The sequence below is a fragment of the Flammeovirga sp. OC4 genome (assembly GCF_000812565.1).
GTDB lineage: Bacteria > Bacteroidota > Bacteroidia > Cytophagales > Flammeovirgaceae > Flammeovirga.
The window spans coordinates 99,833-123,285 of record NZ_JTAM01000010.1; the positions used below are offsets into that span (position 1 = coordinate 99,833).

Sequence of the window (23,453 nt, forward strand, 5' to 3'; positions counted from 1 at the left end):
GATAATAGTTACATAACATATATATATATGATAATTCATTCATGCATTATATACTTGATAGCATTTATATTTAGTCTAAGTCTTATAAAATTGAACTTTTCATATTTTCCGGAATTATATATTTCGAACCTTTCTTAACCAAAAAACCGTCATTCAAAAAGATGTCAATACACTTATTTAGAGCTTCCTCTTTTATAATAGGAGGTAATATTTTTTTTAAATCAGTTAATTCAAAAACCACATTTTTAAATGAGTTAATTATAATTTGAAATATTATATTCTTAATATCTTTTGGTGTATAATATTCTAATTCAACTGGTTCAAGTTGATATTTACTGAGATTTTTTTCCATTTGAAAAAACTTAATAGCGGGATTTTTCTCTTTCAGAATAGTACATATTATATCTCTATCAGTTAAGTCAACTTTTAAACCAAAATAAATTGATTTCAAAGATTCAGTTGGGTATTTATAGCATGTATTAGCTTCGTTATGTATTAACCTAATTTCTTTTTCATATATCCAATCTTTAGATTTATATGATAGTAATTTACTTACTAATAAGAAATCTTTTTCATCATCATTACAAAATATTTCATCAAGATTTATTGATGGAAAATGATTCTCGTAAATTACATTTCTTCCTTTAGAAAAGGGCTCAATAGAATCATCAAATTCTAAGCATATACCTTTATGACAATCCCCATAATGGGACCACATTAACAAGTTATCAAATGATTTAGAAAAACAACATACTCCTATATTTGAATATTTCTCATGTCTAAGATTACTAAAGCTTTTTTTCAAACTTAAATCGATCTTATTTTTGGTACCTAATATGACATCTCTAATAATATTAGAAAGTTCAAGGTAATTTGTGCTTGTTATATGGTTTAATAATTCTTCTTTACTTTTGAATAAACCTAATTGATTATCAAAACTAAAATCTAAAAAGTAATCAATATCTTTCTTCACAAACTTCATGAACTCCAACTCAGTAATTGAATTATTCAAAATTTTAATTAGTGAATCTTTATCCAATTCTCTTTTGATATAATTACAATACAAAGTGATGTAATTCTCATCACTAAAGTTCGTTATGTTTAGTTCTTGAAATGTATCAAAAGGGTCATTGAAATTAATAGGATGATTAAAATAGATCTGATCAAGTTGAATATTTCTTAATGTTTGAGTTGATATGGATGAATACTTATACATATTAGTTCAGCATGGTTTTAATAGTTTACTCCTTTAAAGATCTCTATTTATTCTCAATTGCTCAACAATAGAAGATAAATAATGAGTATTACTTAAATATTTTAGTTCAATGTGGCAAGTACATTGTAAACTAAATTATGGTTAATTATAGTGTTCAGAAATCAGGAGATTTCTGATGATCTGAAGGACACGAATGACGCTATCGCTTAACATTCGCGCCAGTGGTCTTTCTACTCAATTCGTTAGGTAGTACTTCCTTCGGCCTTGAAGGGAAAAGCGTTAAGAATTTCATGAATTGAGCCGTTAAAAATGATTTTCTTGTTTGAGCAAAGCGAGTTTAAAATCATTTAGGCGAGAGGAATGGAATTTAGCTTTTGACTTCTAAGCCTAGATTTTTTGCTTCGTTTTTCATCAATGGAAAAATGAAGAAGAAGGAAGCTTGAAAGTAGGACATAAAAGCCTGCAGAATAAATTGACTGAAAGTTTACAAGAATTTATTTTACAATGTAGTAAGTTATGTTTATTGGTTAATTCTAAACTCTTAAACCAAAGGAAACTCATACAACGTTTTCACCTTATCCACTCTCTGATACCAATCATTATAAACAAGTTCTAAAGTATCAACTTTCATTGTTCCAAAATTGAAATCTCGAAAATCTTTCAAGACGTCTAAAAACTTCTGCTTTTGCTCTAAGTTTTCCTTTAACCTTACCACCGTAGAATGAGCGGTACGTAAGGCATACCTGACGTCCATAGATTGTTCTAATTGAGTTGATTTAAAAACATTTCTCAACCGGTTGCGGATTAAGTTCAAATTATTATTCTCCATAAATCCTTGAACCAATACACAAGAAGGAGATGCAGTTATGCCTTTAAAAGAAATATCAAAGCTTTCTGAACTATTCAAACTTTTCATCACTGCCTCGATATAATCATCGATCGATATTTGATCCAAATGAAATCCGTCGTAACATGAAATAATAGACATTACAGTGACATGTATATCACTATTAGGGTAGTAATATTGATTTGGTTCTACAGATTTGAGTTTTGAAAGAAAATTTTGAATTCGCTCTTTTATTGATTCATCAGGTCTTAGAATTAGAGATATTCCAAACCTCCTATCATCATTCGAATCAATAAGTTTATCTAACTCATAATTATCTGATTGTATTTTAGCTACAGAGTCATGGTATAGTTTGTTATAGTATTCAATATTTATCATATGCTCACTTCATTTTGGTAGTTATTAAATTCACTTAATTGGCAATAGAACAGTACTTATTAAACAAAAAATATAAGATTCAGTGCTTAATAATTAACAAATACAAATTACTAAATATTTTGCTTTATTGTAAAGTTAAACATCGTTACAATAATTAATATTACTAAAAAACTAAGGGTCAAATCATTCTACTTCTGCCAAAAAGAGAAATAGCAGTTCTGCAATATGTATCCTTACTTCTGCAAAATGTGTATTTTAAGTAATTATATAATACTAACCTTTGTATTGAATCAAAAAGAAAATATAATGCTGACTAAATTACTTTCTAATTCCATTGTAAAGGGCAGAGTTTCCCCAGTGTTTGACCTTCCAAGTGACTATGGCTTACCCTATGAAGAGGTGTCATTTAATGCCAAAGATGGCGTAAAACTTTCAGGCTGGTTGATTAAAGGAGATACAGATAAGGTGATCATACAATCTCATTATGGGGTGCAGTCAAGCCGATCAGGTTACACTCCAGAAGGAAAAGGAATGATGAAAATGTGGAAAGAAAATATCTCTTTTTTGAAGCATGCTAAATATCTTCATGACAAAGGGTACACAATTTTGATGTATGATTTCCGAAACCACGGCGACAGTGAAGAAGGAACCACTCCATGGGTCACTTGGGGGCCAGAGGAAAGAAAGGATGTCATTGCTGCCGTTGAATTTATCAGTCATCACCCTAATTATACAAAAGCTCAAATTGGGTTATTAAGTATCTGTATGGGAGCCGCATCATCTACTTATGCTTTTGGTGATGGTTTGGATAAATACGATAATATAAAAGCTATGATCGCCATACAACCCCTTCGATATACTGATTTTATCAAAGCATTGGGGTTAGATAATTTTGTCGGAAAAGGTGTCACCAAACTAAATAATAAAAGAACAGGTATAGCGATGGAAGAAGTATCATTTATGCCACACGTGGGTGCTATCACTATTCCAACTTTACTGATTCAGAATAAAAATGATGAATACCTGAACAAAAAATCCATCAATGAATATTTTGATGCTTTAAAGGTTGAAAAAAAGATGATTTGGTTGGATTTGGAAAAGAAAAGAGCTGCAGGATATGATTACCTCACAAAACACCCTGAAGAACTCTTATTTTGGTTTGATCACTACATAAAATAAAAATCATGGCAATATTCGGTTCAAAATGGTTTATTTTCATTTTCATCGTTGTACTATTTTTCATTATTCTTCTTATGATTGGGACAAAATCGGTAAGCACTCAAGTTCAAATAAAGGCTTCTCCTAAAAATGTTTGGGCAGCATTGTCTAATACTGACAATGTAAAGCAATGGAATAAAGTTTTGATTCCAATCAAAGGTGAACTAAAAGAAGGTAATGTCATCAATTATGATTTCTACCAAGAGGAAAATGGTAAACCTTCCAATATGAATGCAACAGTGAAGGAAATTGTTGATCAAAAAATGATTAATCAACAAGGCGGTTTACCATTGATCTTGACTTTCAATCACAAATATATAATTGAATCAACCTCTTTTTCTACAACCGTAAAAATTCATGAAGAGTATAAGGGGATTATGGTTCCATTTTGGGATCCCTCTCCTGTTGAAAAAGCTTATAGTCGTTTATTACATCAACTCAAAAGCTTCATAGAAAATGAGTGAAATTATACGTATTACAGAAGTTAGCCAAATTCATCAATTTTTAGGATTAGAAAGTCCAAAGCACCCCCTAATTACAGTTCTTCCTATCGATGAACGTATGGTGACTGCTAATTATGGGAATTTTACATTTTTGATGGATCTGTATCAGGTAAGTTTGAAAAGAGGAATTGAAGGTCATATTTCATATGGAAGAAATTCTTACGATTTCAAAGATGGCACAATGGTTTTCACCAAACCTAACCAAAGCATGAAATTTTCAAGTCAAGAGAATTTTGAGAACGTATCGGGTTGGACAGTCATTTTTCACCCCGATTTAATCAGAAAATCAGAGCTAGGAAAAGTCATTACAAATTATGATTTCTTTGCTTATGCCATCTATGAAGCATTGCATGTGTCCAATGAAGAACAAATCATTCTAAGTGAAATTGTTGATAAAATACAGAGAGAATACGAGTATATTATTGATCGACATAGTCAAGAACTCATCGTTTCCAATATCAAACTATTGCTAGATTATTGTACTCGTTATTATGATCGACAATTTTATACTCGTTCTAATTTGAATAAAGACTTTGTGGCGCAGTTTGAATCTTGTCTTCAATCGTACTATGATCATGAAAAGCAATTAGAACTTGGCGTTCCCTCCGTAAAATACTTTGGAGAAGAACTCAATATGTCCTCCCATTACCTAAGTGATTTACTAAAGAAAGAAACGGGCAATTCTGCACAAGAACACATCTATAATTTCTTGATGGATCTTGCTAAAACAAAATTACTAAGTTCTAATGAAGCTGTAAGTCAAATTGCGTATGGATTGGGTTTTGAGTATCCTAATCACTTTAGTAAACTTTTTAAATCCAAAACCGGAATGTCTCCTGTTGCATTTAGAAAGGCTGTTTAATGCATTCACTATTTTCCAAGTTTTAAAATCCGTAATGCCCCCTGAACGACCAATAAAAATACAATTGAACCAATAATCAAATCTGGTTTATTGGATTCCAACCAATGGACTAGTATTCCTGCTACTATGACTCCTGTATTGATAATTATATCGTTAGACGTAAAAATCATACTTGCTTTCATATGTGCTTCTTCTTTATTTTTTGACTTTTGGAGAAGGTATAAACACAGTCCATTGGCCATCAATGCAAATAATGAAATTACAATCATTAGTGTAAAATCAGGCATTTGCTCATTGAGTAAAAAACGTCGTAGTACTTCTATAAAACCAATCATTGCAAGTGTGATTTGGAAATAACCTGAGATCACGGCTATTCTCTTCTTCTTCGCAATTGTTCCTCCTACAGCCAATAAACTTATACCATATACAAAAGCATCGGCCAACATATCTAAACTATCAGCCACCAATCCCATGGAATTGGAAATGAAACCAGTCGACATTTCAATTACGAAAAAAGTTAAATTGATGATTAAGACCCACCAAAGTAATTTTCGTTGATTACTATTTTCATCAAAGTTTATGTCGTCGATGACTTCTGTATTTAAGCGTTGTCCTCCTAGTTTTAAATCAAGTATTGCACTCTCGATTGAATTCAAATGTCCTTGATGATATAGAGTTAACTGCCTGTTGGGTATATCAAAACTCAGATTCTTAATACTAGGAAACTCTTCCAATTTCATTCGAATCAGTGTTTCCTCCGAAGGACAATCCATTTGGTCGATTTTAAATATTGTCTTTTCCATTCTTTGTTATTTTAAAATATTTTACAAAGTTAGAACAGATCCTATGCAACTCAGTTGCAAAGTTTACTTATTACACTTATCACATAATCCTTTAATCACCATATTAGCATGTATCATCTTAAAGTTTTTGGGTAATTCAATAGTGGAAATAGGGTGATCCATGAGGCAAAATGTTTTCTCACAAGAAATACAATAAAAATGATAGTGTAAATCTTCCAATTCACAATTACAACCTTCAGCACAAACCGCATACTTAGTCATTCCTGTACCATCGTCGATACTATGGATTAGTTTATGCTCCTCAAATGACTTTAATGTTCTAAAAATTGAACTTCTATCCATCCTAGAAAGGACAGATTCAATATCCTTAAGGGAAACTGCTTTTTCCTGATCTAAGAGAAAGTTTAAGACATTCATTCTTACAGCCGTAGGTTTTACGCCTTTTTTCTGTAGTATTTCTTCAACATCGGTCGTTTGTTTGTTCATAATATTAGGCTAGTTTTCTAATTGTTTTGAAAAAGAATTTTGGATCTCGGAAAAACAGCAAAATAACACCGATATTCTCCAGAATCCTATCTTATTTCAATGTTAGAGCAATTTAATAAACCTACTTCATTTCTGATCACTATTCTTGTATTGAAAATAAGTTTGTATTCACCTTTAGGTTGAGAATAAAAAAAATCCTGAGCTATAAATTGCACTGTAGTACAATATTATAACCCAGGTAAAATAGTCACTCTAATGAATGAATGTTCGGTTGATAGTCACTTATTTTTTTACAAAACGAGTAGTATAAACCTCGTTACCACTTGTCACCTTTAGTAAATAAGCTCCAGAGGTTAAATTAGATACATTAATTTCTGTTACTGGTTCGTTTTGAGGAAGTATTAATTTCAGTTGCCTTCCAGCAATATTCAAAACTTCTATTTTTTCAATCGTTTCTGTATTGTCTTTCAGTTCAATTTTTAAGGTTTCTCCTACAGGGTTAGGGTATACTTTCAAAACTGTATCCTTCACATCAACTTCTTCAATGCTTGTAATCACCTCGTTCACCTTAATATTTCCTACCTCATCGGTAAGCTTTTCAAAGCTATCGTTTTCAGGAGTAAACTCAATTTTGATTTTATAATCATCTGCAGCAGGAAGTTCTTGGTTTACTTTTATCGTTCGAGTCAAAGTACGTTGCCCAATACGTTCTGTTCGTATTTCATTGGCCATTACGTTATTGTCCTTGTCTAAAAGTTCAATCGTTAAAGTACCATTTTCATACGTACCATAAGAAAATTCCACATTCACTTCAGTTGCATCTCCTTCTAATTCAGTAGGCACGGTTAAAAGGTCTATTGCTGGAACAATGGCATCTTCAACATTAAAATAAATCACTGGTTCCACTGATACCGCTTCAGGGTCTCTCCAATCAAAACCCTGACGATGCATATACACCTTATAAAAATAATTTGAACCAACAGGTGCTGCAGTATTAGTTCTTACATTGACAGTGGCTGTACTGTTTCCTGCTTCTACATTCACGTTTCCACTTCCAAACCAACTTCCATCAGGCTTTCTAATTTCGATATTGATCTTACAAGGTTCATCAGCCTCATATTTTACATTGATAGGATAAGAATTCTGTCCTGGCAACAATGAGGTAGGAATCCCCTCACTCCACAACTTTTTCTCCAATGGTTTTTCAATAACATCAAAAGTTATTGTGCTTGTTTTAAGTACCGAATTACCCTCTTTTATTTCATATACTACTTTATAATTGCTTCCAATAGACAGTTCTGCATCCAAATCAAACTCTGAAAATATTGATTTCACACCCTGTTCTACATTATAATTTTTCACACCTAATACATTATTGGATGGATCATATAACGTTGCTGTCACAGTTCTTGCAACAGAAGCAGCATAAATTAATGTAGAAGAAAATTCATAAGAAGGGTAAGCTGTGATGCTCTCATCATAACTTTTAATATTATCTGTTGAATTATTAAAAGTAGCTTCATCAATGTCTACCAATTTCCAAACTCTTACCCAATCGTACATCACGGCACGTTGTTCCTTTGTACGGAAATCATCCTCAAACATCCATTCCTCTGGTTTTGGATTGGTTGCATTTCTTTCATCATCATCTCCCCAATTGTAAGTTTCCATTACAATAATCACTGGCATGGGTAAGAAGTAATCACGCGTTGGTGTAATTGTACCGAAATACTTATTGTCATTATAAAACATAGCAGTGTTGGCATCTTTCCACCACATACCTACAGTGTTCCACCCCAACGGTTCTGCTAAAGCTGGTGCTTTTACGCCACTATTTGTAGATTCAAAAGGTAAACGCTCACATGTGCCATTGGCATCACTAAACGGTTTTGAATGCGAATTAACATGCTGTATATTATTAAAGGATCCATCACCGTGTTCATTAAACGGCCCAGTGTAACCCATATTTTCGATAATATCTAACTCTGTCGCATACTTTGTGTTACAATCATCTGTTGTTGTTCCCCTTGAATTCATAAATACACCCGACCCCATTGGGAAATCAGAAGGTTTTACACGCACTTCAAAGTAACCGTAAGTTTGTAATACCTTAGTATCCATACCACCACCTGCAAAGTGATAATCTTTTCCATTACCACGAGGAAAACGTTCGTCTTCGTAATACCACATAGGGTTCATACTCATATAGTAATTATCAGAATTTGGATCTTTGACGGGTGCTAAAATTCTTTTATCAAAAGCAGCTGTTCTACCCCATGAGTCTGCTTTGTCAAATAATCTCCATTTATCCGTATTTGGACTATTGGCATCAAATTCATCACTCATAGCATGGTTCAATACCCAAACCTTCCCTGCTGGAGGATCTGGAGGATCAGCCATCAGTTGAGCTGGATTAAAACCAATCAATAAGAGTAAGTAAGTAATTCTTTTCAAAAAAGTAGTTGTTTGCATGGTTTCAAGTATTTGATTTCTATTTCATCTAGTGTAATACTAACCATCTTCATGCACTCCTATTAAAAATAATTTATAGCAATTGGATCACTGATAAATTTTCAACCCGAATATTACGCGATTTTTTTTCTTTGCCTTACATTTTTATCGTCTGACTTATGTTGAAGTAAATCAAGGAAGCATTATTTTTATTCTTCGTTTTTTTGCACAATGAATCACTATGAAAACATCAACATTATACTTCTTTCTCTTTATAGTTGGAACTATTGTTCCGTATTATGAATTTATCAACTTTCTTTTTGAAAATGGATTAAATTTCACACTTTTCTTCGAGGAACTACTCGCTACTCCTATTAGTCGTTTTTTCGCGTATGATGTATTGATTTCAGCTTTGAGTCTACTTGTTTTTATTATACATGAAAGAAAAAAGGCTAAGAATTACTGGATGGCAATAATGGCAACTTTTATGATTGGTGTTTCAGCCGGATTACCTTTATTTCTTTATTTAAAAGAAGTGAAAGGAGATGAAACTAATAAGCTAACTTAGGTTTAATTCAAGATGTTTATACAAAAAAACACCTACTCCAATAACATGAAGCAGGTGATCATAATTACAAATCAATAAATAATCAATTACAGTTACAGTTCTACTCCTACAATTAGAACGTCATCCGTTTGTGCGTTGTTTCCTTTCCATTTATCAAAGACGCCTTCAAGCACTTTCTTTTGTTTCTCCATTGGATAACTCATCGTTCTGTTTAATGACTCTATCAAGCGATTTTGCATAAACTTACTGTTTGAGTTTCCTCCGAATTGGTCTTGAAAACCGTCAGAAGATAAATACAATCTATCACCAGTTTGGTAGTTGATTGTTTCTGTTTCAAAATTCTTTTTGACATTCTTAGTAGAATAACCAATTGTTGATTTTGATCCAGCTATTTTATTAATTTTGTTGTCTTTCCCTACGAAATATACAGGGCGTTTTGCTCCACAAAACTCTATAATTCTTTGATCTTGATTGATGACTACAATCCCTAGATCCATTCCATCATACACCTTCTGTGTATTCCTCAAGTTCATCAATGAATAGAGCTCCATATCCAACAAGTTTAGGATATCATTTGGCGATTTGATTTGCTGATTAACAATCACATCGTTTAGTAAAAGATTACCAATAATGGTCATAAATGCTGCCGAAACACCATGTCCTGTACAATCTCCTACAATTAAGAATCTTAATTCTTCTGTTTGATAGTACCAGTAAAAATCTCCTGAGATGATATCTTTTGGCTTATTGAGAATAAAACCATCTTTGAAGTTTTCTAAAATATCTTGTCTGTAACCTAAGATAGAATATTGCAGCTTTGTAGCGTATGTAATACTATCCGTTACTTTTTGATTTGCTGACGCTAATAAATCATTTTGTGATTTAAGTTCATTACTTTGAGCTAGAATCTCCTCGTTCTTCTCCTGGATTTCTCTAGTTCTTTCATTGATTTTGAGTTCAAGATCTTTATTAATATTGACTTGAAGCTCATGGTTTTTCTCTAATTGTTCATACAGTTCTCTCTCTACTGATTCTTTCTTCTCCTCTGAAGCTAAAAGGTTGTCATGAGCTTCGCGAAGCTCCAAACCTCTATTGATGGTTTCTCTCAGATACTTATCTACTGCTGATACAGCTGGTCTAAAGATAAAGAAAGCTTCTAAGAAGATCGAAAGTAATGTGATCCCTAAAAGGATCATCTCAATAAGCTTTACATGTTGTATTCTTGCTGTTGATTCATGATCATATTGGAAGGTAATGGTGTTCATCTGCTTCAAAAATGATCCTTCATTTCTTAGAATCTGAGATACAAAAGAATCGATCAAATAAGCTTCCTCTGCTAAAAGAATACTTTGGGAAGCTTCATACATTTGATCAAAGTTTTGTGCTATGCCTTCAAACATTTTTTGAATAGTAGCACTATTATCACCTTGTAGTTCCATTTCTGGTAAACGGTCTCTCAAACCATAATGAGAAGATGACCATAGATCTACAATAGTGGCAAATTCTTTTTTTAATGTGTTGAATTCAGTTTGGTCTTCAGCTTTATCTAACTGAAGTGCTAGTTTACTAATTTTCTGACTCAACATCCTTTGTCGACCAGAAATGTTGATTACACGAGCGTCTTTTTCTTGCTTATTCAAAACCGATCGTATCACAATCTGACTAGCAATACTAAGTAAAGCTATGATAGAAAGGGCAATGACATAAGACGCTGTAAATCGTTTCTTCGGATTTTTTAATAGATACTTGTTCATAGTTTAGTACTGTAGTCTGAGATTGCTTTTTCAGTAATATATTTAATCGGTTTATGGAAGCTAACTATCAAGATGAAAAAGGTATTGCTCTTGTATTAAAAAATACAAGAGCAAGCCTCATTTATTAATGATTTAAGAAATCCATCAAATACCCTCTGTACTGATAGTAATCAGGGTGTTCTAGTATATCTACTCTGTTACGTGGTCTCTCAAATGGAATTCTCAATTCGTCTCCAATTTTAGCATAAGGACCACTAGTCATCATAATCACTCTGTCTGCCAAGAAGATAGACTCATCTACATCATGCGTTACCATGATAGCAGTGATCTGTTCTTTTTGCCAAACTTCCAACAATACATCTTGAAGTTCACCTCTTGTCAAGGAATCCAGCATACCGAAAGGCTCGTCAAGTAATAAAACTTTTGGCTTTAATGCAAATCCTCTGGCAATACCAACCCTTTGTTGCATACCTTGAGACAACTCAGAAGCTCTTTTATTAAAATCATTTCCTAGACCTACTTTGTCTAAGTAATACTTACAAATGTCTTGCTTTTGTTTTTTTGTAGCGTGAGGAAATACTTGCTTCACACCAATCATTACGTTTTGTAATGCCGTCATCCAAGGAAATAAACTTGGCGACTGGAAAACTACCGCTCTGTCGGGTCCTGCACCTCTCACCTCATTTCCATCAACGTATACAGCACCTTTACTGATATCATTCAAGCCGGCAATCATTGTCAGTAATGTTGACTTACCACATCCTGAATGACCAATTATAGAGATAAATTCACCTTTCTTAATGGTTAATTGTAAATCTGATAATACAGTATAATCGCCTTTTGGGGTTGGATATATTTTAGCAATATCCTTACAGACCAACATATCTGGTCTTGTATCTTCTATTATTTCTGGCTGTAAAATATCTTTTGCAATAACGCTCATCTTCTTAATAATTTAGATTGTACATGAATTAGAAAATGTTGTTGGCTTAGAAGTATTGTAATTTTTCTTTCTTCTTTCTAAAGCCCCACTTAATACGTCCTGGCATCACAGGCTTTAAGTCAGGAAGCTCATATTGAGCTGTTTTTTGACCTGAACGAGAAGCTCCTACATCAATTAAGTATTCTAAGATCTCATTTCTCAAGTGCTTGTAAACATCATTTTTATTGATTTCTGCAATCACTCTTGGACGAGCTAAATCTACTTTGAAATTTGGACCTAACGTTGCTTTAGGGCCTGGATTCAATGGAATAATCCTATCTGCCATTACAATTCCTTCATCTACATCATTTGTAATTAGAAGACATGTTTTTCTATCCTCTCCCCAGATGTTGACAATTTCTTCTTGAAGTGTTCCCCTTGTTAAGGCATCCAATGCACTCAAAGGTTCATCCATCAATAACATTTTAGGGTTCATGGCTAAGGCTCTTGCTACTGATACCCTCTGACGCATACCCCCTGAAAGTTCAGAAGGTAGTTTGTCAATGGCGTGAGAGAGATGTACCATCCCAACGTATTTCTCTATCATCTCTTGTTTCTCTTTTTTAGGAGCTGATGGATACACCTCGTCAATCGCCAGTTTTATATTTTGTGCCACAGTCAACCATGGCAGCAATGAGTAATTTTGGAAGACTACTCCCCTATCAGGACCTGGGCCAGTGATTGGTTTACCTTGCAGAAGCACCTCTCCTTCATCAGGAAATTCCAATCCATTGATTAGGTTGATTAAGGTTGTTTTTCCACTACCTGTAAAACCTACGATGGCCACAAACTCACCTTCCTCAATCGTTAAGTTGATATCTTTTAAGACTTCTACTCTATCTTTTCCGGTTCCGTAAGACTTGCTTACGTTTTTCAATTCTAAGTACGCCATAGGAATTACTTGTTAAATGACATCATTTTTTGAACTACCATCATGATTCTATCTAACATAAAACCAATCATACCGATCACGAACATGGCTACGATGATCTTTGCATTTGAATCACTTGCACCGTTTTGGAATTCTTCCCAAACAAATGAACCTAATCCTGGTGACTGTGCTAATAACTCAATCGCAATCAATACCATCCATGCTACTGAAAGTGTAATTCTCAAACCTGTGAAAATCATTGGAAGTGACGATGGCAATACTACCTTGAAAATGTTTTGACCGATGCTAAGCTTCAATACCTTAGCAACATTCACGAAATCCTTATCTACAGTGGAAACCCCCATACTTGTGTTGACTAACGTTGCCCACATTGAACATAAACCTACTGAGATAAATGAGATCATAAACGATTTATCCATATCCGAGTCAGACATTACTGTCTTCACGATCATAAATACTAATAATAACCATACTACTGGCGATACTGGCTTCAAAATCTGGATTAACCAGTTAAATGAAGTTCTTAATGTTGTACTCAAACCAATTATAATACCGATAGGAATAGCAATAAATGCCGCTAATAAAAATCCTGCGAATACTGTTTTCAAACTTGTTTTGATCTGATCTACAAATGAAGGTCTACCTGTATAAGTAATTGGGTCTTGACCTTTTGCAATTCTTTTTTCGTTTGTTTTAGCTACTTTTAATTCAAATGCATCTTTCTTCGCTGAAATGATCTTGTGATCTGCTAATAATGAAAGGTATGCATCCCATACTTTTGCTGGAGATGGTAATGTGTTGGGCTGACAGCTTACATCACCTGAAATGATACAGTTTTGCATTTCTAGTGCACCTGCCTCGCCTCTTTCTGTTCTTGCCTTCTCAATCTTTGCTGTCGCCTCTTTGTTAAATAAATAAGTTGCACCTGCGTGCCAGATACCAATAAATAATAAAATTGATAAAAGTGGATAGATATAAGACTTTAATAACGCTTGTACATTTTTTTGTACTTCCTCACCTTTGATGACGCTAATCCATGGTGCTAGAAAGGCTTGGATTCCGGTTAATTGCAGTATTCTCTCTTTCATGATAGTATTATTCTTTTAGTTCCTTTTGTAAATTGATTATTATGATTTCTGTCAGTTTAGTAGAAGTAGAATGGATGATAAGGGTGATGCAGTACCACATGTAGGTGTAAGCCCTGCACCCCCCTTGTACAATCTAACTTTGAAGAATGATTATTACATTGCTTCGTCTTTATTACCTATTTCGAAGCTATTGATGTAACCTAGTGGGTCTTTACCATCAAATAGTTTTCCATCGATAAAATCTTTTGTTGGAGCTTTATATCCATCAGTTTGAGGAATGTCAGACTTTGATAAGTGACCTTCTTCTACTAATAGGTTAGCTGCTTTTAACCAGATATCAGGTCTGTAGATATCTTTGATTGTTTCGTCATACCATCCTTTAGCTTTAGCTGTTGGAATTTGTCCCCATCTTCTCATTTGAGTTAAGAACCACACACCATCTGAATAGAATGGATAAGTTGCATGATGACGGAAGAATACGTTGAAGTCAGGCATTGAACGCTTGTCACCTTTCTCAAATTCGAAAGTACCTGTCATAGAGTTAGCGATTACAACTGAATCAGCACCTACGTATTCTGGCATTGATAAGATACCAACTGCTTTTGCTCTGTTTCCTGGCTCATCTAACCACTTACCTGCTCTAATTAATGCTTTTGTTACCGCTACAGAAGTATTAGGATATTTCTCAGTAAATTCTTTTGTCATTACGAATACTTTCTCTGGGTTGTTTTTCCAGATATCGTAGTTTGTAGTCACTGGAACACCAATTCCTTTAAATACCGCTTGTTGGTTCCAAGGCTCACCTACACAATATCCGTAGATAGTACCTGCTTCAAGTGTAGCTGGCATTTGTGGTGGAGGAGTTACTGACAATAATACGTCTGCATCTACTTGACCTTGAATGTTTTCTTTAGTATACATACCTGGGTGAACACCTGCTGCTGCTAACCAGTAACGAATCTCATAGTTGTGTGTTGAAACTGGGAATACCATACCCATTTTGAAAGCTTTACCGTCGTTTTTGTACTCTTTGATTACTGGTACTAAAGCGTCTGCTTTGATAGGGTGAACTGGCTTACCATCTTTCATTGGTACATTAGCTTTCATCTTTGACCAAACATCGTTCGATACCGTGATACCGTTACCGTTTAAGTCCATTGAGAATGAAGTTACTAAGTCTGCTTGACGACCAAATCCAGCACCTGCTGCGATTGGTTGACCTGCTAACATATGAGAACCATCTAACTCACCGTCAATTACACGGTCCAAAACGTTTTTCCAGTTTGATTGAGCTTCGATTGTTACGAATAATCCTTCATCTTCGAAGTATCCTAACTCTTTAGCAATTGCTAAAGGAGCCATATCTGTTAATTTGATGAAACCAAAAGTTAATTGTGGCTTTTCAATGTCTAACTGATTAGTTGATGACTCTTCAGCTGAAACAGTTACTGAATTTTGTGTTTCTGAAGAAGAAGTTTTAGAACCACTACAGTTGAATAGCATCCCTGCCAGCGATAACGCTACAAGTGACGAGATGATTGAGTTGAACTTTTTCATGAGTAATAAGATTTTTATTGATTATTTAGATGCCTTTGAAGTAAATAATGTTGGCTTGAATGTAAGCATTACGAATGCCCAGTTGTTGATTAAGTCGTTGTTACCACCTTTCAATGCTACCATGTTGTCTGTAGCGAACATTTGAGAGTAACCTACTACTAATGAAGCATCTTTACCTAATGATTTAGCGTAGATTAAGTCTACTTCAGTACCTAAGTTAGAACCATCTAATTCCATTGGTGAGTCTCCTGAACCATATTTTGTTTGCTCAGCCATGAATTGGTGCAATTGAACTTTGAATGTACCTTTTGCTACTTTGAAAGCAGTGTTTAAGTAAATATCTTGTAAACCTACGTTTCCGTGACCGTTACCTACGTAGAAGTAATCCATGAAACCGTTGAATTTGTGGTTAGTACCGTAAGCTGGAGCAAAAGCGTTGCTTTCTGCAGAAGTCACGTCATTACCTGATAATACTTGGTAACCTAAAGTGATTGGAGTAACCTTTGTTTTTAAAGTAAGGTTTAAGTCAATCATGTAAGCGTTTACATCTGCAGCTCTGAAGCTACCTGTTTGGTAGTAACCTTCACCAGCTACTGTGATAGCACCGAATGATCTGCTACCTACTAAACCTAATGTTTGTCTTTGTGACACACTGTCAGAAGTTGCACCATATTGGTAACCGTCGTTGAATACTAAAGCTGAAACTTTACCATTTTCCCAGTCTTTGTGAGCCCATAAGTATTGGAAAGACTTATAACTGTTAACACCTGCGTAATCGTTACCTACTAACATACCTGGCTCGAAACCAGATTGGTTAAATGCGAAACCTGCATGAAGCTTTAATTTAGAAGCTTTATCATCATAGATAAATAAAGCAGCATCATGTCTTCTACCTTGTTGTGCCCATTCTAAACCACCTAAGAATCTTTGGTTATCATAAGAGATCATTTGACGACCTACTTTTAAACCAAATTTATCAGTGAAGTTGTATTGTGCCCAAGCCTCAGAAATATTAGTTAAAGCATTTGGATCTGTCTTATAAATTTGATTTGTAGAACCCCACACACGAACATCTTGCAAAGAAAGTCTCATTGTAAATTTGTCTGACTTATAATCAAGGTTTAATCTTGATCTTTGCTCTGTAAAGAACGCAGGCTCTTGAGTATCTGTTCTCAACTTCTTGAAACCATTTCTTAATTCAGAACGTGGTCTAATTTCAGCTGAAATTTTGAACTCTTGTGCAGTAGCCTGGAACCCTACACCTAATAGCAATACGATAGCGTAAATAAACTTTTTCATTAGCCTTAAGTTTGTTAAACTGATTGAAGTGTTTAAGTAATTATACTTAGATTATACGCAAACATAGAGCGATCCTGAAAGAATATAAACGGTATTTTTCATAAAAAAATATGTTTTTTAAACATTTTAAAAACTGCTATTTAACATATTTACACTTCTAGTTCATTGAAAATCAATTTAATAAACTATTTAAGTACAACTACTTAAATAATTAAGTAAGTAAAAAACACTACTTAATTTTATACTTATTTTTACGTATTTACTGAAAAAATTAGGCTTTGACTACTTAAAAAGTGAAGACACAAAAAAAACTGCTTCAAAGCTGAAACAGTTTTTTAAATACTTTATCTATAATTTTTCTATAATTTTTCTACAATGTCGGTGTAAATTTCTTCATAGATAAGCGGGCATCTTGCTGTGCCTGTCTCACCCATCTTTTGAATAACTCCATTTTTCTATTCAAATCTTCAGGGTTTTGCCCAACTATGGTCTTGTACACCACAAGCTCGTTGTGATTAACATCTTCAATCTGAAAGTCCTCTCTAAAACGATGATTACATAAAAGCTCTTTTATGATGTTCTCGGTTCCTTCACGACTTTCAAAAACGTCATCACTTAATACTTTAAAAGCGAAAGTGGCAGAGTGTACAATACCCTGTCTTACTTTCAAACTCCATTTGAAATCAAGTTCAAATGGAATAGTATCCAATAATGTCGAATTGAACTGATTCATATTTTAGGTCTTTATGGTATGTGTTTAAGATATGGTAACACAAAAATAAACCATAGAGATTAAGTTCCCTAACTTTACAAACGTAAATATCACACTTTTGTATAAGTTTTAAGAAATTATATTATTTAAATACCATAAGTTCTTTTATTATGAATATTTCATGATTTTAAAAAAGACACAAGTGCTGTTATTATATTTTTCTTTGATCAAATTAAGAACAGAAAGACGGGTAAACAGTTTATTTTCTTTAATAAGGTTATTACAGTTCCATATAATAGGTGAGCAAACTATATTTTAAGAATATATGGAATTTAGCTTTTGACATCAAAGCCTGGCTTTTTTACTTCGATGTTTTAGCAATGGAAAAATGAAGAAGAAGGAAACCTGAAAGTAAAACATTAAAAAACTACAGCCCCCCATTGATAGTTTACAATAAATAAGGCCCAAGATTTTTCACCTTGAGCCTTATCTACTTTAGATTAACTACAACTATTAAATCAATGCTGCTTCAGGTCGCTCACTAATTCCCATCCATTTATTGATATGCTTTTCGGCTAAACCAAATGATAATGTCATCCCATTTCCACCTAAACCATTTACTAAATGAACATTTTCTTCCACTTCAGCGTGAAAATAAGTATTACCTATAGTTTTTAAATAAGTACCATTCCACGTTTCCTGTACTTTGAATTCACCTAAATCAACAACTTCTTTCATTTCTTGAAGTAAAAAATCATTGATTTCATTATTGTTCTTGAATTTTTCTGATCCATATTCATGAGAGTCTCCCAAAATGACGTCTTTACTTGGAGTCGTCCCGATCATCAGATTAATTCCCCATTCATTTAATAATGGTGAGTTCGCATTGATTTGTTCCTTTAATTTGCTCATTGATGGACAAATCTCAAAAGAAGAGTAATGCGTCAATGAAGTTCCTGTAGCAATTGGAAGTTTTGGCAACTTTGTCTTATCATGTACTTTCAATTTCATCATTTGAAGGGTACATAAAGTAGTATTCTGCTTTTTTATCTCCTCTGGAAATAAGCTATAAATGTCACTTCCTGTTGAAAGCAAAACCTTATTGGTAGTCAGAGTTCTTGCACTCGTTATCACTTTACCTGTTTCTACATGTAATATTGGTTCCGAGAAAAAGATATCTACTCCCTTAAATTTAAGGTATTCTATCAATTGGAAGATTGCCTGAAAAGGAGATACTTGAATTTCAGTACTACTGAGTAAGCCTGTTTGAATCGTTGAGGATGCTAATGAAGGAATATATTTTCCTAACTCATCTCTATTTAAAAGTGTTGTGTCATACGGTTGGTTTTGAGTAAGTGTATGAAACTCTTCCAACACATCTGCTTCTGTTTTTGAATTGGCTAAAAATAAAGAACCTCTTTTTCGGGCCCAAATTTTAGCTTCTTGGATCATCTGCAACCATACTTCCCTACTTCTGACCGCAAGGTCAAGGTGTTCTCCATGTTGTTGTCCGATAAGCCAGTAGAAGCCAAAGTTTCTTACAGAGGCACCCATTGGTTTGGGAGTTCTTTCAATAACGGCTACTTTCCATCCTTTTTTGACTGCAGCTAAAGCATGTGATAATCCTACAATTCCAGCTCCTCCGATAATTAAATCATAAGTATTACTTTTCATAATGTTCAGCACATTGGGTTTCATTACTTTACGTGCTCTAATATTACAAGAAGTAAGCAACTTAATGATGTATTAATAGTAAACTATAGATGAATTATAAGGGCAAAATAAGCTACTCATATTTCTTTTTTTATCTCAATGTTATCTTCATTTACGAAAAATAAATATCCTACAAAAATGAATTAGTATATTACAAATCAACAATTTAATTCCCCGTTGTTCCTTCAGGATTAATGAAGACAAATTGTCCTCCTTCATCACCTACTTGAAACAAGACACCAAATTGTGGTACATTATAACTGTTGTTTCCTACCGCCTCATTGAAACTATAAAACAAAGAAGATGCGGTCATATATTTCTTTTTGTTTTCTTTTAAAGCTTTCAATAGGTATTTCATAAAAACACTTTCATCTGGCACTGTCTTCAAAGTACCGCTTGTCATCCCTTTTCGACTGACTTTATTATAAGATTGCACAATGCTTCTTCCTGCATCAGAAAAAGCAGATCGTGAAGGTTTGAAAATACTTCCTCCAAAGCAGGCGTCTGAAATCAATAAAGTGTGTTTGGAATGAATTGCATCAATTTTTGTTCTTAAACCTGAATTGGCAATCCACCCAGAATCATCACCTTCTTCTGCATTGGAGGGCAACCAATACCCTTCTTTTACTTTATCATCATAAAATCCATGACCTGCGTAGAAAATGATCAAATTATCATTTTTGGTAATTCGGTTTCTTAATTGATTAAAGGCTTTATAAATCTGTGATCGATTGGGATCTTGAAGAAAAACGATATTCTCTGAAGCAAAACTGTATTTAGAAACCAAAATATCTCTGAATAGTTTGGCATCTCTTATTGGAAATTGTAAATCTTTAATTGAGTTATGGGTGTAATTCTGAACCCCAATAATTAATGCATAATAATTTCCTTTTACATTGGTAGAAGAACCTGTTTTATCTTTAATTACTTTTAATGCCCTGGTTTCACTTTTGGTTTCTTCTTTCTTTGGTTCAGGCGGGTTTGATACTATTGTCTGCACTGATTTGTAATGCTGAGATTGAATTTCCTCCGTTGATTTCTCTTCTGTATTATTCACTTTTGTAATTACCTCATATACTATAAATTCATCTACAGCAATAGAAGTTCCATCTGCCACAAAGCCTGTAAGGTCATGATCCGCAGGAATAGGATCTGCCTTAAAGCTGAAAAAATTGTCATCATTGACAAACAAGTGGTACTCATTTCCTATTTTTTCAACAGCAAGAATATTGAAATCATCGTATTCTAAATAAGGGTTATCTGTCCAAGGCAATAAGTCTACCCAATATCCATCTTCTACTTTCATTACATGCACTTGTCCTTGTGCGTTAAAACCCATTCTAAAGCCAGAGGAAAAATCTGGCGAACCTCCCCAAAACATATCATTGGAACTAGCATCTTCTCCATCCAAATAATGTACTGTTCCTTCTATTATATAATTATCTAACTTTGGATACTTCAGCCCCCGGATCATTTTGATTGCAGGTGTTTCTCTTTCATAAGACATTAGATAGGCTAGGCCATTATGAAATTCGTAATGTACTGCCTCTTCATCATCATAAGTGTACCCTACCCATGGATTTTCAGCATCATTAAATTCTTCTACGAAGTATTCATTAATAGTAGAGTTGTAAGCATCAACTTGAGCATAGGATATTGTCACTGAAAGTGAAAACAAAAGCAGTAATAGAGGTTTCATTCTAGTTTAAATTAAATTTCTGAAGAGTGTTAGTACAAAGTTACGGATTTAAATTTTTCAATTCTAAAGTGGATACATAATCTCCTTTTCAAAACCATTACTGCTTCTTTTTCAATTACAGCTTAAAGGATGAATGGAACCATCCTTACTATTTAGTCAGTATCAACTATTTCATATATTCCTCAAAATTCTCAATATATTCATCAAGATTTTCCTCTAACATGATTTTATATTGGGTCACAAAATAGTCTAATACTTCCTCTTTTTTCTCTTTCATTTCTTCCTTTTCTGAAAAACCACAAGCTGTCACCCAAGCATTAAACCTAGCCACACTATACATCATAGAAGCACTGACTTTCCCTTTTTCTGTCTCTTGTAGTTGTGAATTAGAAAGATTAATATGTTCATCAGCTCTTTCGTAAAATTTATCATCTGTTTTACTCATCGTTTACTTTATTAAAGTGAAGGTTCCCAATCTACCGTTTCTACATTAATGTAGTCTGAGAAAGATATGTAGTCTTTATCGGTAAATACAAAGTCAAAAGTAAATTATAGTTAATTCTAATTTATTTTTTGTGAGTACAACGCTAAAAAACGTATTAATAATAGAATTAGTATTAGATAATTTTGAATTTGTACTTATCTAAAATTACACAAGGTAAAAGTTATGCATATCAGTAGTATTCATTGGTTATTATATAGTTTGCTAATCATTATATAAATCATCAATTATAAAAAAACACAACAACTTAAAATTTCAAGTCATTGTGTCATCAATGTTTTATTCTTTTTTATCAAAAACCTGCTGAGTGATATCGTTGAGCTTTTTCACTTTAAATGCGAAATCACCTTTTAATTTATCTCGTATTGATCTGAGGTTATCTAATAACTCTTGAGTTTCATTTGGAAGGGCATCTTCTAAAAACTCTCTCATACGCTTGGCAAGTGTTGGAGATTTTCCGTTGGTAGAAATACCGATTTTCAAATCACCTCTTGTCACTACCGAACCAAGATAGAAATCACAAAGATCAGGTGTATCGGCTACATTGACCAACATTTTCCTTTTGTTTGCTTCCTTTTGGATTTCAACATGCAATCCGTAATCATCTGTTGCCAATAAAGCGATATGATGTGGATCCAAGTCTGATAATTCAAATGCTTTTTTATGCAAAGTGACATTAGGGAAGTCTTTTGCTAAATCTAATAACGCTTCTCCAAAGTCAATAGAAACAACCGATACTACTGCATTTGGGCTGTTTTTTAGAATTGCCTCTAATTTTTCATGTCCTACATTACCACCTCCAACAATCAGTGTAGAGATTTCTGACATCTTTATAAATATGGGAAACATATGATTCATAATAGGACGAATTTTTTTGTTTTAAAATCTTTTACTCTATACTACAAATATTAAGCTACTAATGTTTAATACAAGGCAATGTTTTATTACACTAGTTAAGTGATTAGTACTCAATAGAAACAAAAAAAGCAGGAAATAATATCCTGCTCTTCTTTAATAAAATGAGCCAAAACAATCAGCGGTACGCAACGACACTGTTGAACCACTAACCGATGTATGTCTCTAATTGATAAATTAAAACACACAACGCCACGTACGCACTGATCGCCTTTAGGCTTTTATACATTAACTGTAGCGTTAACCACTACTTCTGAAAGTCTTTTTGGATATTTAGCATGATGCCTTACCACATCACCTACCACTATTACTGCTGGTGAGCCTAAATTATCTCTTCTCATGATATCAGCAATATCATGAACATGACCTATACCTATTCTTTCATTTGGAGTTGAAGCATTTTGGATAATGGCTACAGGTGTGTTTTCCTTTCCTGCTTCCTTAAAACTATCCATGATCTGATCGATCTTTTTAGTACCCATCAAAATGATTACTGTGGCTGAAGACTGAGCAGCTAATGCTATATCTTTAGAGACATCTCCTTCTTTTGTTGTTCCAGTGATTACCCAAAAACTTTGACTGTCTCCTCTTCTTGTTACAGGAATCCCTTGCAAAGCAGGTGCAGCTACTGAGCTACTAATACCTGGTACTAAATTTACTCTGATACCATGTTTTTGTGCATAAAGCATTTCTTCGTGCCCTCTTCCAAAAACATATGGATCTCCTCCTTTTAAACGAACTACATGTCCACCACCGATAGCATGAGATACAATCAGACGATTGATTTCTTCTTGCTTAGCTGAATGTTGACCTACTCTTTTGCCAACATATACCTTTTTAGCTTGGGGTGCGTACTCTAAAAGTTCCTCAGAGACTAAAGCGTCATACAAAACCACATCCGCTCTTCTTAGTGCTTTCATCCCCTTTACCGTGATTAAATCCGGATCTCCAATCCCTGCCCCAACAAGGGTTAATTCTGGTTGTATCGTCTTTGTCATAGTGATTCGC

The 23,453-nt window shown here is 33.8% G+C and carries 21 protein-coding genes; 4 read left to right on the plus strand and 17 right to left on the minus strand.

What is annotated here, in order from left to right; translation table 11 throughout:
- Window positions 1-82 precede the first annotated feature (82 nt).
- Entirely contained in the window at window positions 83-1,216 is a 1,134-nt protein-coding gene (locus PL77_RS09695) for a DUF2971 domain-containing protein (RefSeq protein WP_044204224.1), read from the minus strand.
- Between the two features lie 541 nt (window positions 1,217-1,757).
- The gene (locus PL77_RS09700) at window positions 1,758-2,441 is read right to left on the minus strand and encodes a 2'-5' RNA ligase family protein (protein ID WP_044204226.1); all 684 of its coding nucleotides are present in this window, start codon (window positions 2,439-2,441) and stop codon (window positions 1,758-1,760) included.
- A gap of 306 nt (window positions 2,442-2,747) precedes the next feature.
- Here PL77_RS09700 and PL77_RS09705 point away from each other — a divergent pair, with 306 nt between their 5' ends.
- Genes PL77_RS09705 through PL77_RS09715 form a run of 3 tightly spaced genes read left to right on the plus strand, consistent with a single transcriptional unit; the run spans window position 2,748 to window position 5,024 of the window.
- Entirely contained in the window at window positions 2,748-3,620 is an 873-nt protein-coding gene (locus tag PL77_RS09705; protein ID WP_044204227.1) for a S9 family peptidase, read from the plus strand.
- A 5-nt stretch (window positions 3,621-3,625) separates the two neighbouring features.
- A complete protein-coding gene (locus PL77_RS09710; protein WP_044204228.1) occupies window positions 3,626-4,123 on the plus strand; it encodes an SRPBCC domain-containing protein in 498 nt (165 codons plus the stop codon).
- The gene (locus PL77_RS09715; protein WP_044204229.1) at window positions 4,116-5,024 is read left to right on the plus strand and encodes an AraC family transcriptional regulator; all 909 of its coding nucleotides are present in this window, start codon (window positions 4,116-4,118) and stop codon (window positions 5,022-5,024) included. Before PL77_RS09710 ends, PL77_RS09715 begins: the two co-directional genes overlap by 8 nt.
- 8 nt (window positions 5,025-5,032) lie before the next feature.
- Here the strand turns inward: PL77_RS09715 and PL77_RS09720 are convergent, their stop codons facing one another.
- From PL77_RS09720 to PL77_RS09730, 3 genes are all read right to left on the minus strand, one after another.
- Window positions 5,033-5,827, minus strand: coding sequence for a cation transporter (locus tag PL77_RS09720; RefSeq protein ID WP_044204231.1), 795 nt, complete (start codon window positions 5,825-5,827; stop codon window positions 5,033-5,035).
- Window positions 5,828-5,890: 63 nt separating this feature from the next.
- Complete coding sequence (locus PL77_RS09725) at window positions 5,891-6,313, minus strand: Fur family transcriptional regulator (RefSeq protein ID WP_044204232.1); 423 nt, start codon at window positions 6,311-6,313, stop codon at window positions 5,891-5,893.
- A gap of 282 nt (window positions 6,314-6,595) precedes the next feature.
- A complete protein-coding gene (locus PL77_RS09730; protein WP_044204235.1) occupies window positions 6,596-8,785 on the minus strand; it encodes a T9SS type A sorting domain-containing protein in 2,190 nt (729 codons plus the stop codon).
- A 220-nt stretch (window positions 8,786-9,005) separates the two neighbouring features.
- Here PL77_RS09730 and PL77_RS09735 point away from each other — a divergent pair, with 220 nt between their 5' ends.
- The gene (locus PL77_RS09735) at window positions 9,006-9,332 is read left to right on the plus strand and encodes a DUF2834 domain-containing protein (protein ID WP_044204238.1); all 327 of its coding nucleotides are present in this window, start codon (window positions 9,006-9,008) and stop codon (window positions 9,330-9,332) included.
- A gap of 92 nt (window positions 9,333-9,424) precedes the next feature.
- Here the strand turns inward: PL77_RS09735 and PL77_RS09740 are convergent, their stop codons facing one another.
- The 12 genes from PL77_RS09740 to cobA form a co-directional block, all read right to left on the minus strand.
- Window positions 9,425-11,086: a PP2C family protein-serine/threonine phosphatase gene (locus tag PL77_RS09740; protein WP_044204239.1), complete on the minus strand. Its 1,662-nt coding sequence runs from the start codon at window positions 11,084-11,086 to the stop codon at window positions 9,425-9,427.
- A gap of 124 nt (window positions 11,087-11,210) precedes the next feature.
- Complete coding sequence (locus tag PL77_RS09745; RefSeq protein ID WP_044204243.1) at window positions 11,211-12,029, minus strand: ABC transporter ATP-binding protein; 819 nt, start codon at window positions 12,027-12,029, stop codon at window positions 11,211-11,213.
- 46 nt (window positions 12,030-12,075) lie between these two features.
- Window positions 12,076-12,960, minus strand: coding sequence for an ABC transporter ATP-binding protein (locus tag PL77_RS09750; protein ID WP_044204245.1), 885 nt, complete (start codon window positions 12,958-12,960; stop codon window positions 12,076-12,078).
- Window positions 12,961-12,965: 5 nt separating this feature from the next.
- Window positions 12,966-14,048 carry an ABC transporter permease gene (locus PL77_RS09755; protein ID WP_044204248.1) on the minus strand — a complete coding sequence of 361 codons (1,083 nt, stop codon included), beginning with the start codon at window positions 14,046-14,048 and terminating at the stop codon, window positions 12,966-12,968.
- A 153-nt stretch (window positions 14,049-14,201) separates the two neighbouring features.
- Window positions 14,202-15,605 (minus strand): CmpA/NrtA family ABC transporter substrate-binding protein, encoded by a 1,404-nt coding sequence (locus PL77_RS09760; protein WP_044204251.1) that lies wholly within the window; start codon window positions 15,603-15,605, stop codon window positions 14,202-14,204.
- Between the two features lie 21 nt (window positions 15,606-15,626).
- Entirely contained in the window at window positions 15,627-16,904 is a 1,278-nt protein-coding gene (locus tag PL77_RS09765) for an alginate export family protein (protein ID WP_044204252.1), read from the minus strand.
- A gap of 370 nt (window positions 16,905-17,274) precedes the next feature.
- Window positions 17,275-17,637 (minus strand): hypothetical protein, encoded by a 363-nt coding sequence (locus PL77_RS09770; RefSeq protein ID WP_044204255.1) that lies wholly within the window; start codon window positions 17,635-17,637, stop codon window positions 17,275-17,277.
- A gap of 492 nt (window positions 17,638-18,129) precedes the next feature.
- Entirely contained in the window at window positions 18,130-19,290 is a 1,161-nt protein-coding gene (locus PL77_RS09775) for a TIGR03364 family FAD-dependent oxidoreductase (protein ID WP_172665828.1), read from the minus strand.
- A gap of 205 nt (window positions 19,291-19,495) precedes the next feature.
- Window positions 19,496-21,028 (minus strand): caspase family protein, encoded by a 1,533-nt coding sequence (locus tag PL77_RS09780; protein WP_044204260.1) that lies wholly within the window; start codon window positions 21,026-21,028, stop codon window positions 19,496-19,498.
- Window positions 21,029-21,194: 166 nt separating this feature from the next.
- Window positions 21,195-21,473: a DUF3144 domain-containing protein gene (locus PL77_RS09785; protein ID WP_044204262.1), complete on the minus strand. Its 279-nt coding sequence runs from the start codon at window positions 21,471-21,473 to the stop codon at window positions 21,195-21,197.
- Between the two features lie 336 nt (window positions 21,474-21,809).
- Window positions 21,810-22,358, minus strand: a complete 549-nt coding sequence (locus tag PL77_RS09790) for a bifunctional precorrin-2 dehydrogenase/sirohydrochlorin ferrochelatase (protein ID WP_253273975.1) — start codon at window positions 22,356-22,358, stop codon at window positions 21,810-21,812.
- 308 nt (window positions 22,359-22,666) lie between these two features.
- Window positions 22,667-23,443: a uroporphyrinogen-III C-methyltransferase gene (cobA, locus tag PL77_RS09795; RefSeq protein WP_044204266.1), complete on the minus strand. Its 777-nt coding sequence runs from the start codon at window positions 23,441-23,443 to the stop codon at window positions 22,667-22,669.
- Between the last annotated feature and the right edge of the window lie 10 nt (window positions 23,444-23,453).

What these genes read in the sequence shown, in the direction of transcription:
- PL77_RS09695 (WP_044204224.1), bottom strand. Translation starts at nt 1,216, where the DNA reads ATGTATAAGTATTCATCCATATCAACTCAAACATTAAGAAATATTCAA.
- PL77_RS09700 (WP_044204226.1), bottom strand. Translation starts at nt 2,441, where the DNA reads ATGATAAATATTGAATACTATAACAAACTATACCATGACTCTGTAGCT.
- PL77_RS09705 (WP_044204227.1), top strand. Translation starts at nt 2,748, where the DNA reads ATGCTGACTAAATTACTTTCTAATTCCATTGTAAAGGGCAGAGTTTCC.
- PL77_RS09710 (WP_044204228.1), top strand. Translation starts at nt 3,626, where the DNA reads ATGGCAATATTCGGTTCAAAATGGTTTATTTTCATTTTCATCGTTGTA.
- PL77_RS09715 (WP_044204229.1), top strand. Translation starts at nt 4,116, where the DNA reads ATGAGTGAAATTATACGTATTACAGAAGTTAGCCAAATTCATCAATTT.
- PL77_RS09720 (WP_044204231.1), bottom strand. Translation starts at nt 5,827, where the DNA reads ATGGAAAAGACAATATTTAAAATCGACCAAATGGATTGTCCTTCGGAG.
- PL77_RS09725 (WP_044204232.1), bottom strand. Translation starts at nt 6,313, where the DNA reads ATGAACAAACAAACGACCGATGTTGAAGAAATACTACAGAAAAAAGGC.
- PL77_RS09730 (WP_044204235.1), bottom strand. Translation starts at nt 8,785, where the DNA reads ATGCAAACAACTACTTTTTTGAAAAGAATTACTTACTTACTCTTATTG.
- PL77_RS09735 (WP_044204238.1), top strand. Translation starts at nt 9,006, where the DNA reads ATGAAAACATCAACATTATACTTCTTTCTCTTTATAGTTGGAACTATT.
- PL77_RS09740 (WP_044204239.1), bottom strand. Translation starts at nt 11,086, where the DNA reads ATGAACAAGTATCTATTAAAAAATCCGAAGAAACGATTTACAGCGTCT.
- PL77_RS09745 (WP_044204243.1), bottom strand. Translation starts at nt 12,029, where the DNA reads ATGAGCGTTATTGCAAAAGATATTTTACAGCCAGAAATAATAGAAGAT.
- PL77_RS09750 (WP_044204245.1), bottom strand. Translation starts at nt 12,960, where the DNA reads ATGGCGTACTTAGAATTGAAAAACGTAAGCAAGTCTTACGGAACCGGA.
- PL77_RS09755 (WP_044204248.1), bottom strand. Translation starts at nt 14,048, where the DNA reads ATGAAAGAGAGAATACTGCAATTAACCGGAATCCAAGCCTTTCTAGCA.
- PL77_RS09760 (WP_044204251.1), bottom strand. Translation starts at nt 15,605, where the DNA reads ATGAAAAAGTTCAACTCAATCATCTCGTCACTTGTAGCGTTATCGCTG.
- PL77_RS09765 (WP_044204252.1), bottom strand. Translation starts at nt 16,904, where the DNA reads ATGAAAAAGTTTATTTACGCTATCGTATTGCTATTAGGTGTAGGGTTC.
- PL77_RS09770 (WP_044204255.1), bottom strand. Translation starts at nt 17,637, where the DNA reads ATGAATCAGTTCAATTCGACATTATTGGATACTATTCCATTTGAACTT.
- PL77_RS09775 (WP_172665828.1), bottom strand. Translation starts at nt 19,290, where the DNA reads ATGAAAAGTAATACTTATGATTTAATTATCGGAGGAGCTGGAATTGTA.
- PL77_RS09780 (WP_044204260.1), bottom strand. Translation starts at nt 21,028, where the DNA reads ATGAAACCTCTATTACTGCTTTTGTTTTCACTTTCAGTGACAATATCC.
- PL77_RS09785 (WP_044204262.1), bottom strand. Translation starts at nt 21,473, where the DNA reads ATGAGTAAAACAGATGATAAATTTTACGAAAGAGCTGATGAACATATT.
- PL77_RS09790 (WP_253273975.1), bottom strand. Translation starts at nt 22,358, where the DNA reads ATGTCAGAAATCTCTACACTGATTGTTGGAGGTGGTAATGTAGGACAT.
- cobA (WP_044204266.1), bottom strand. Translation starts at nt 23,443, where the DNA reads ATGACAAAGACGATACAACCAGAATTAACCCTTGTTGGGGCAGGGATT.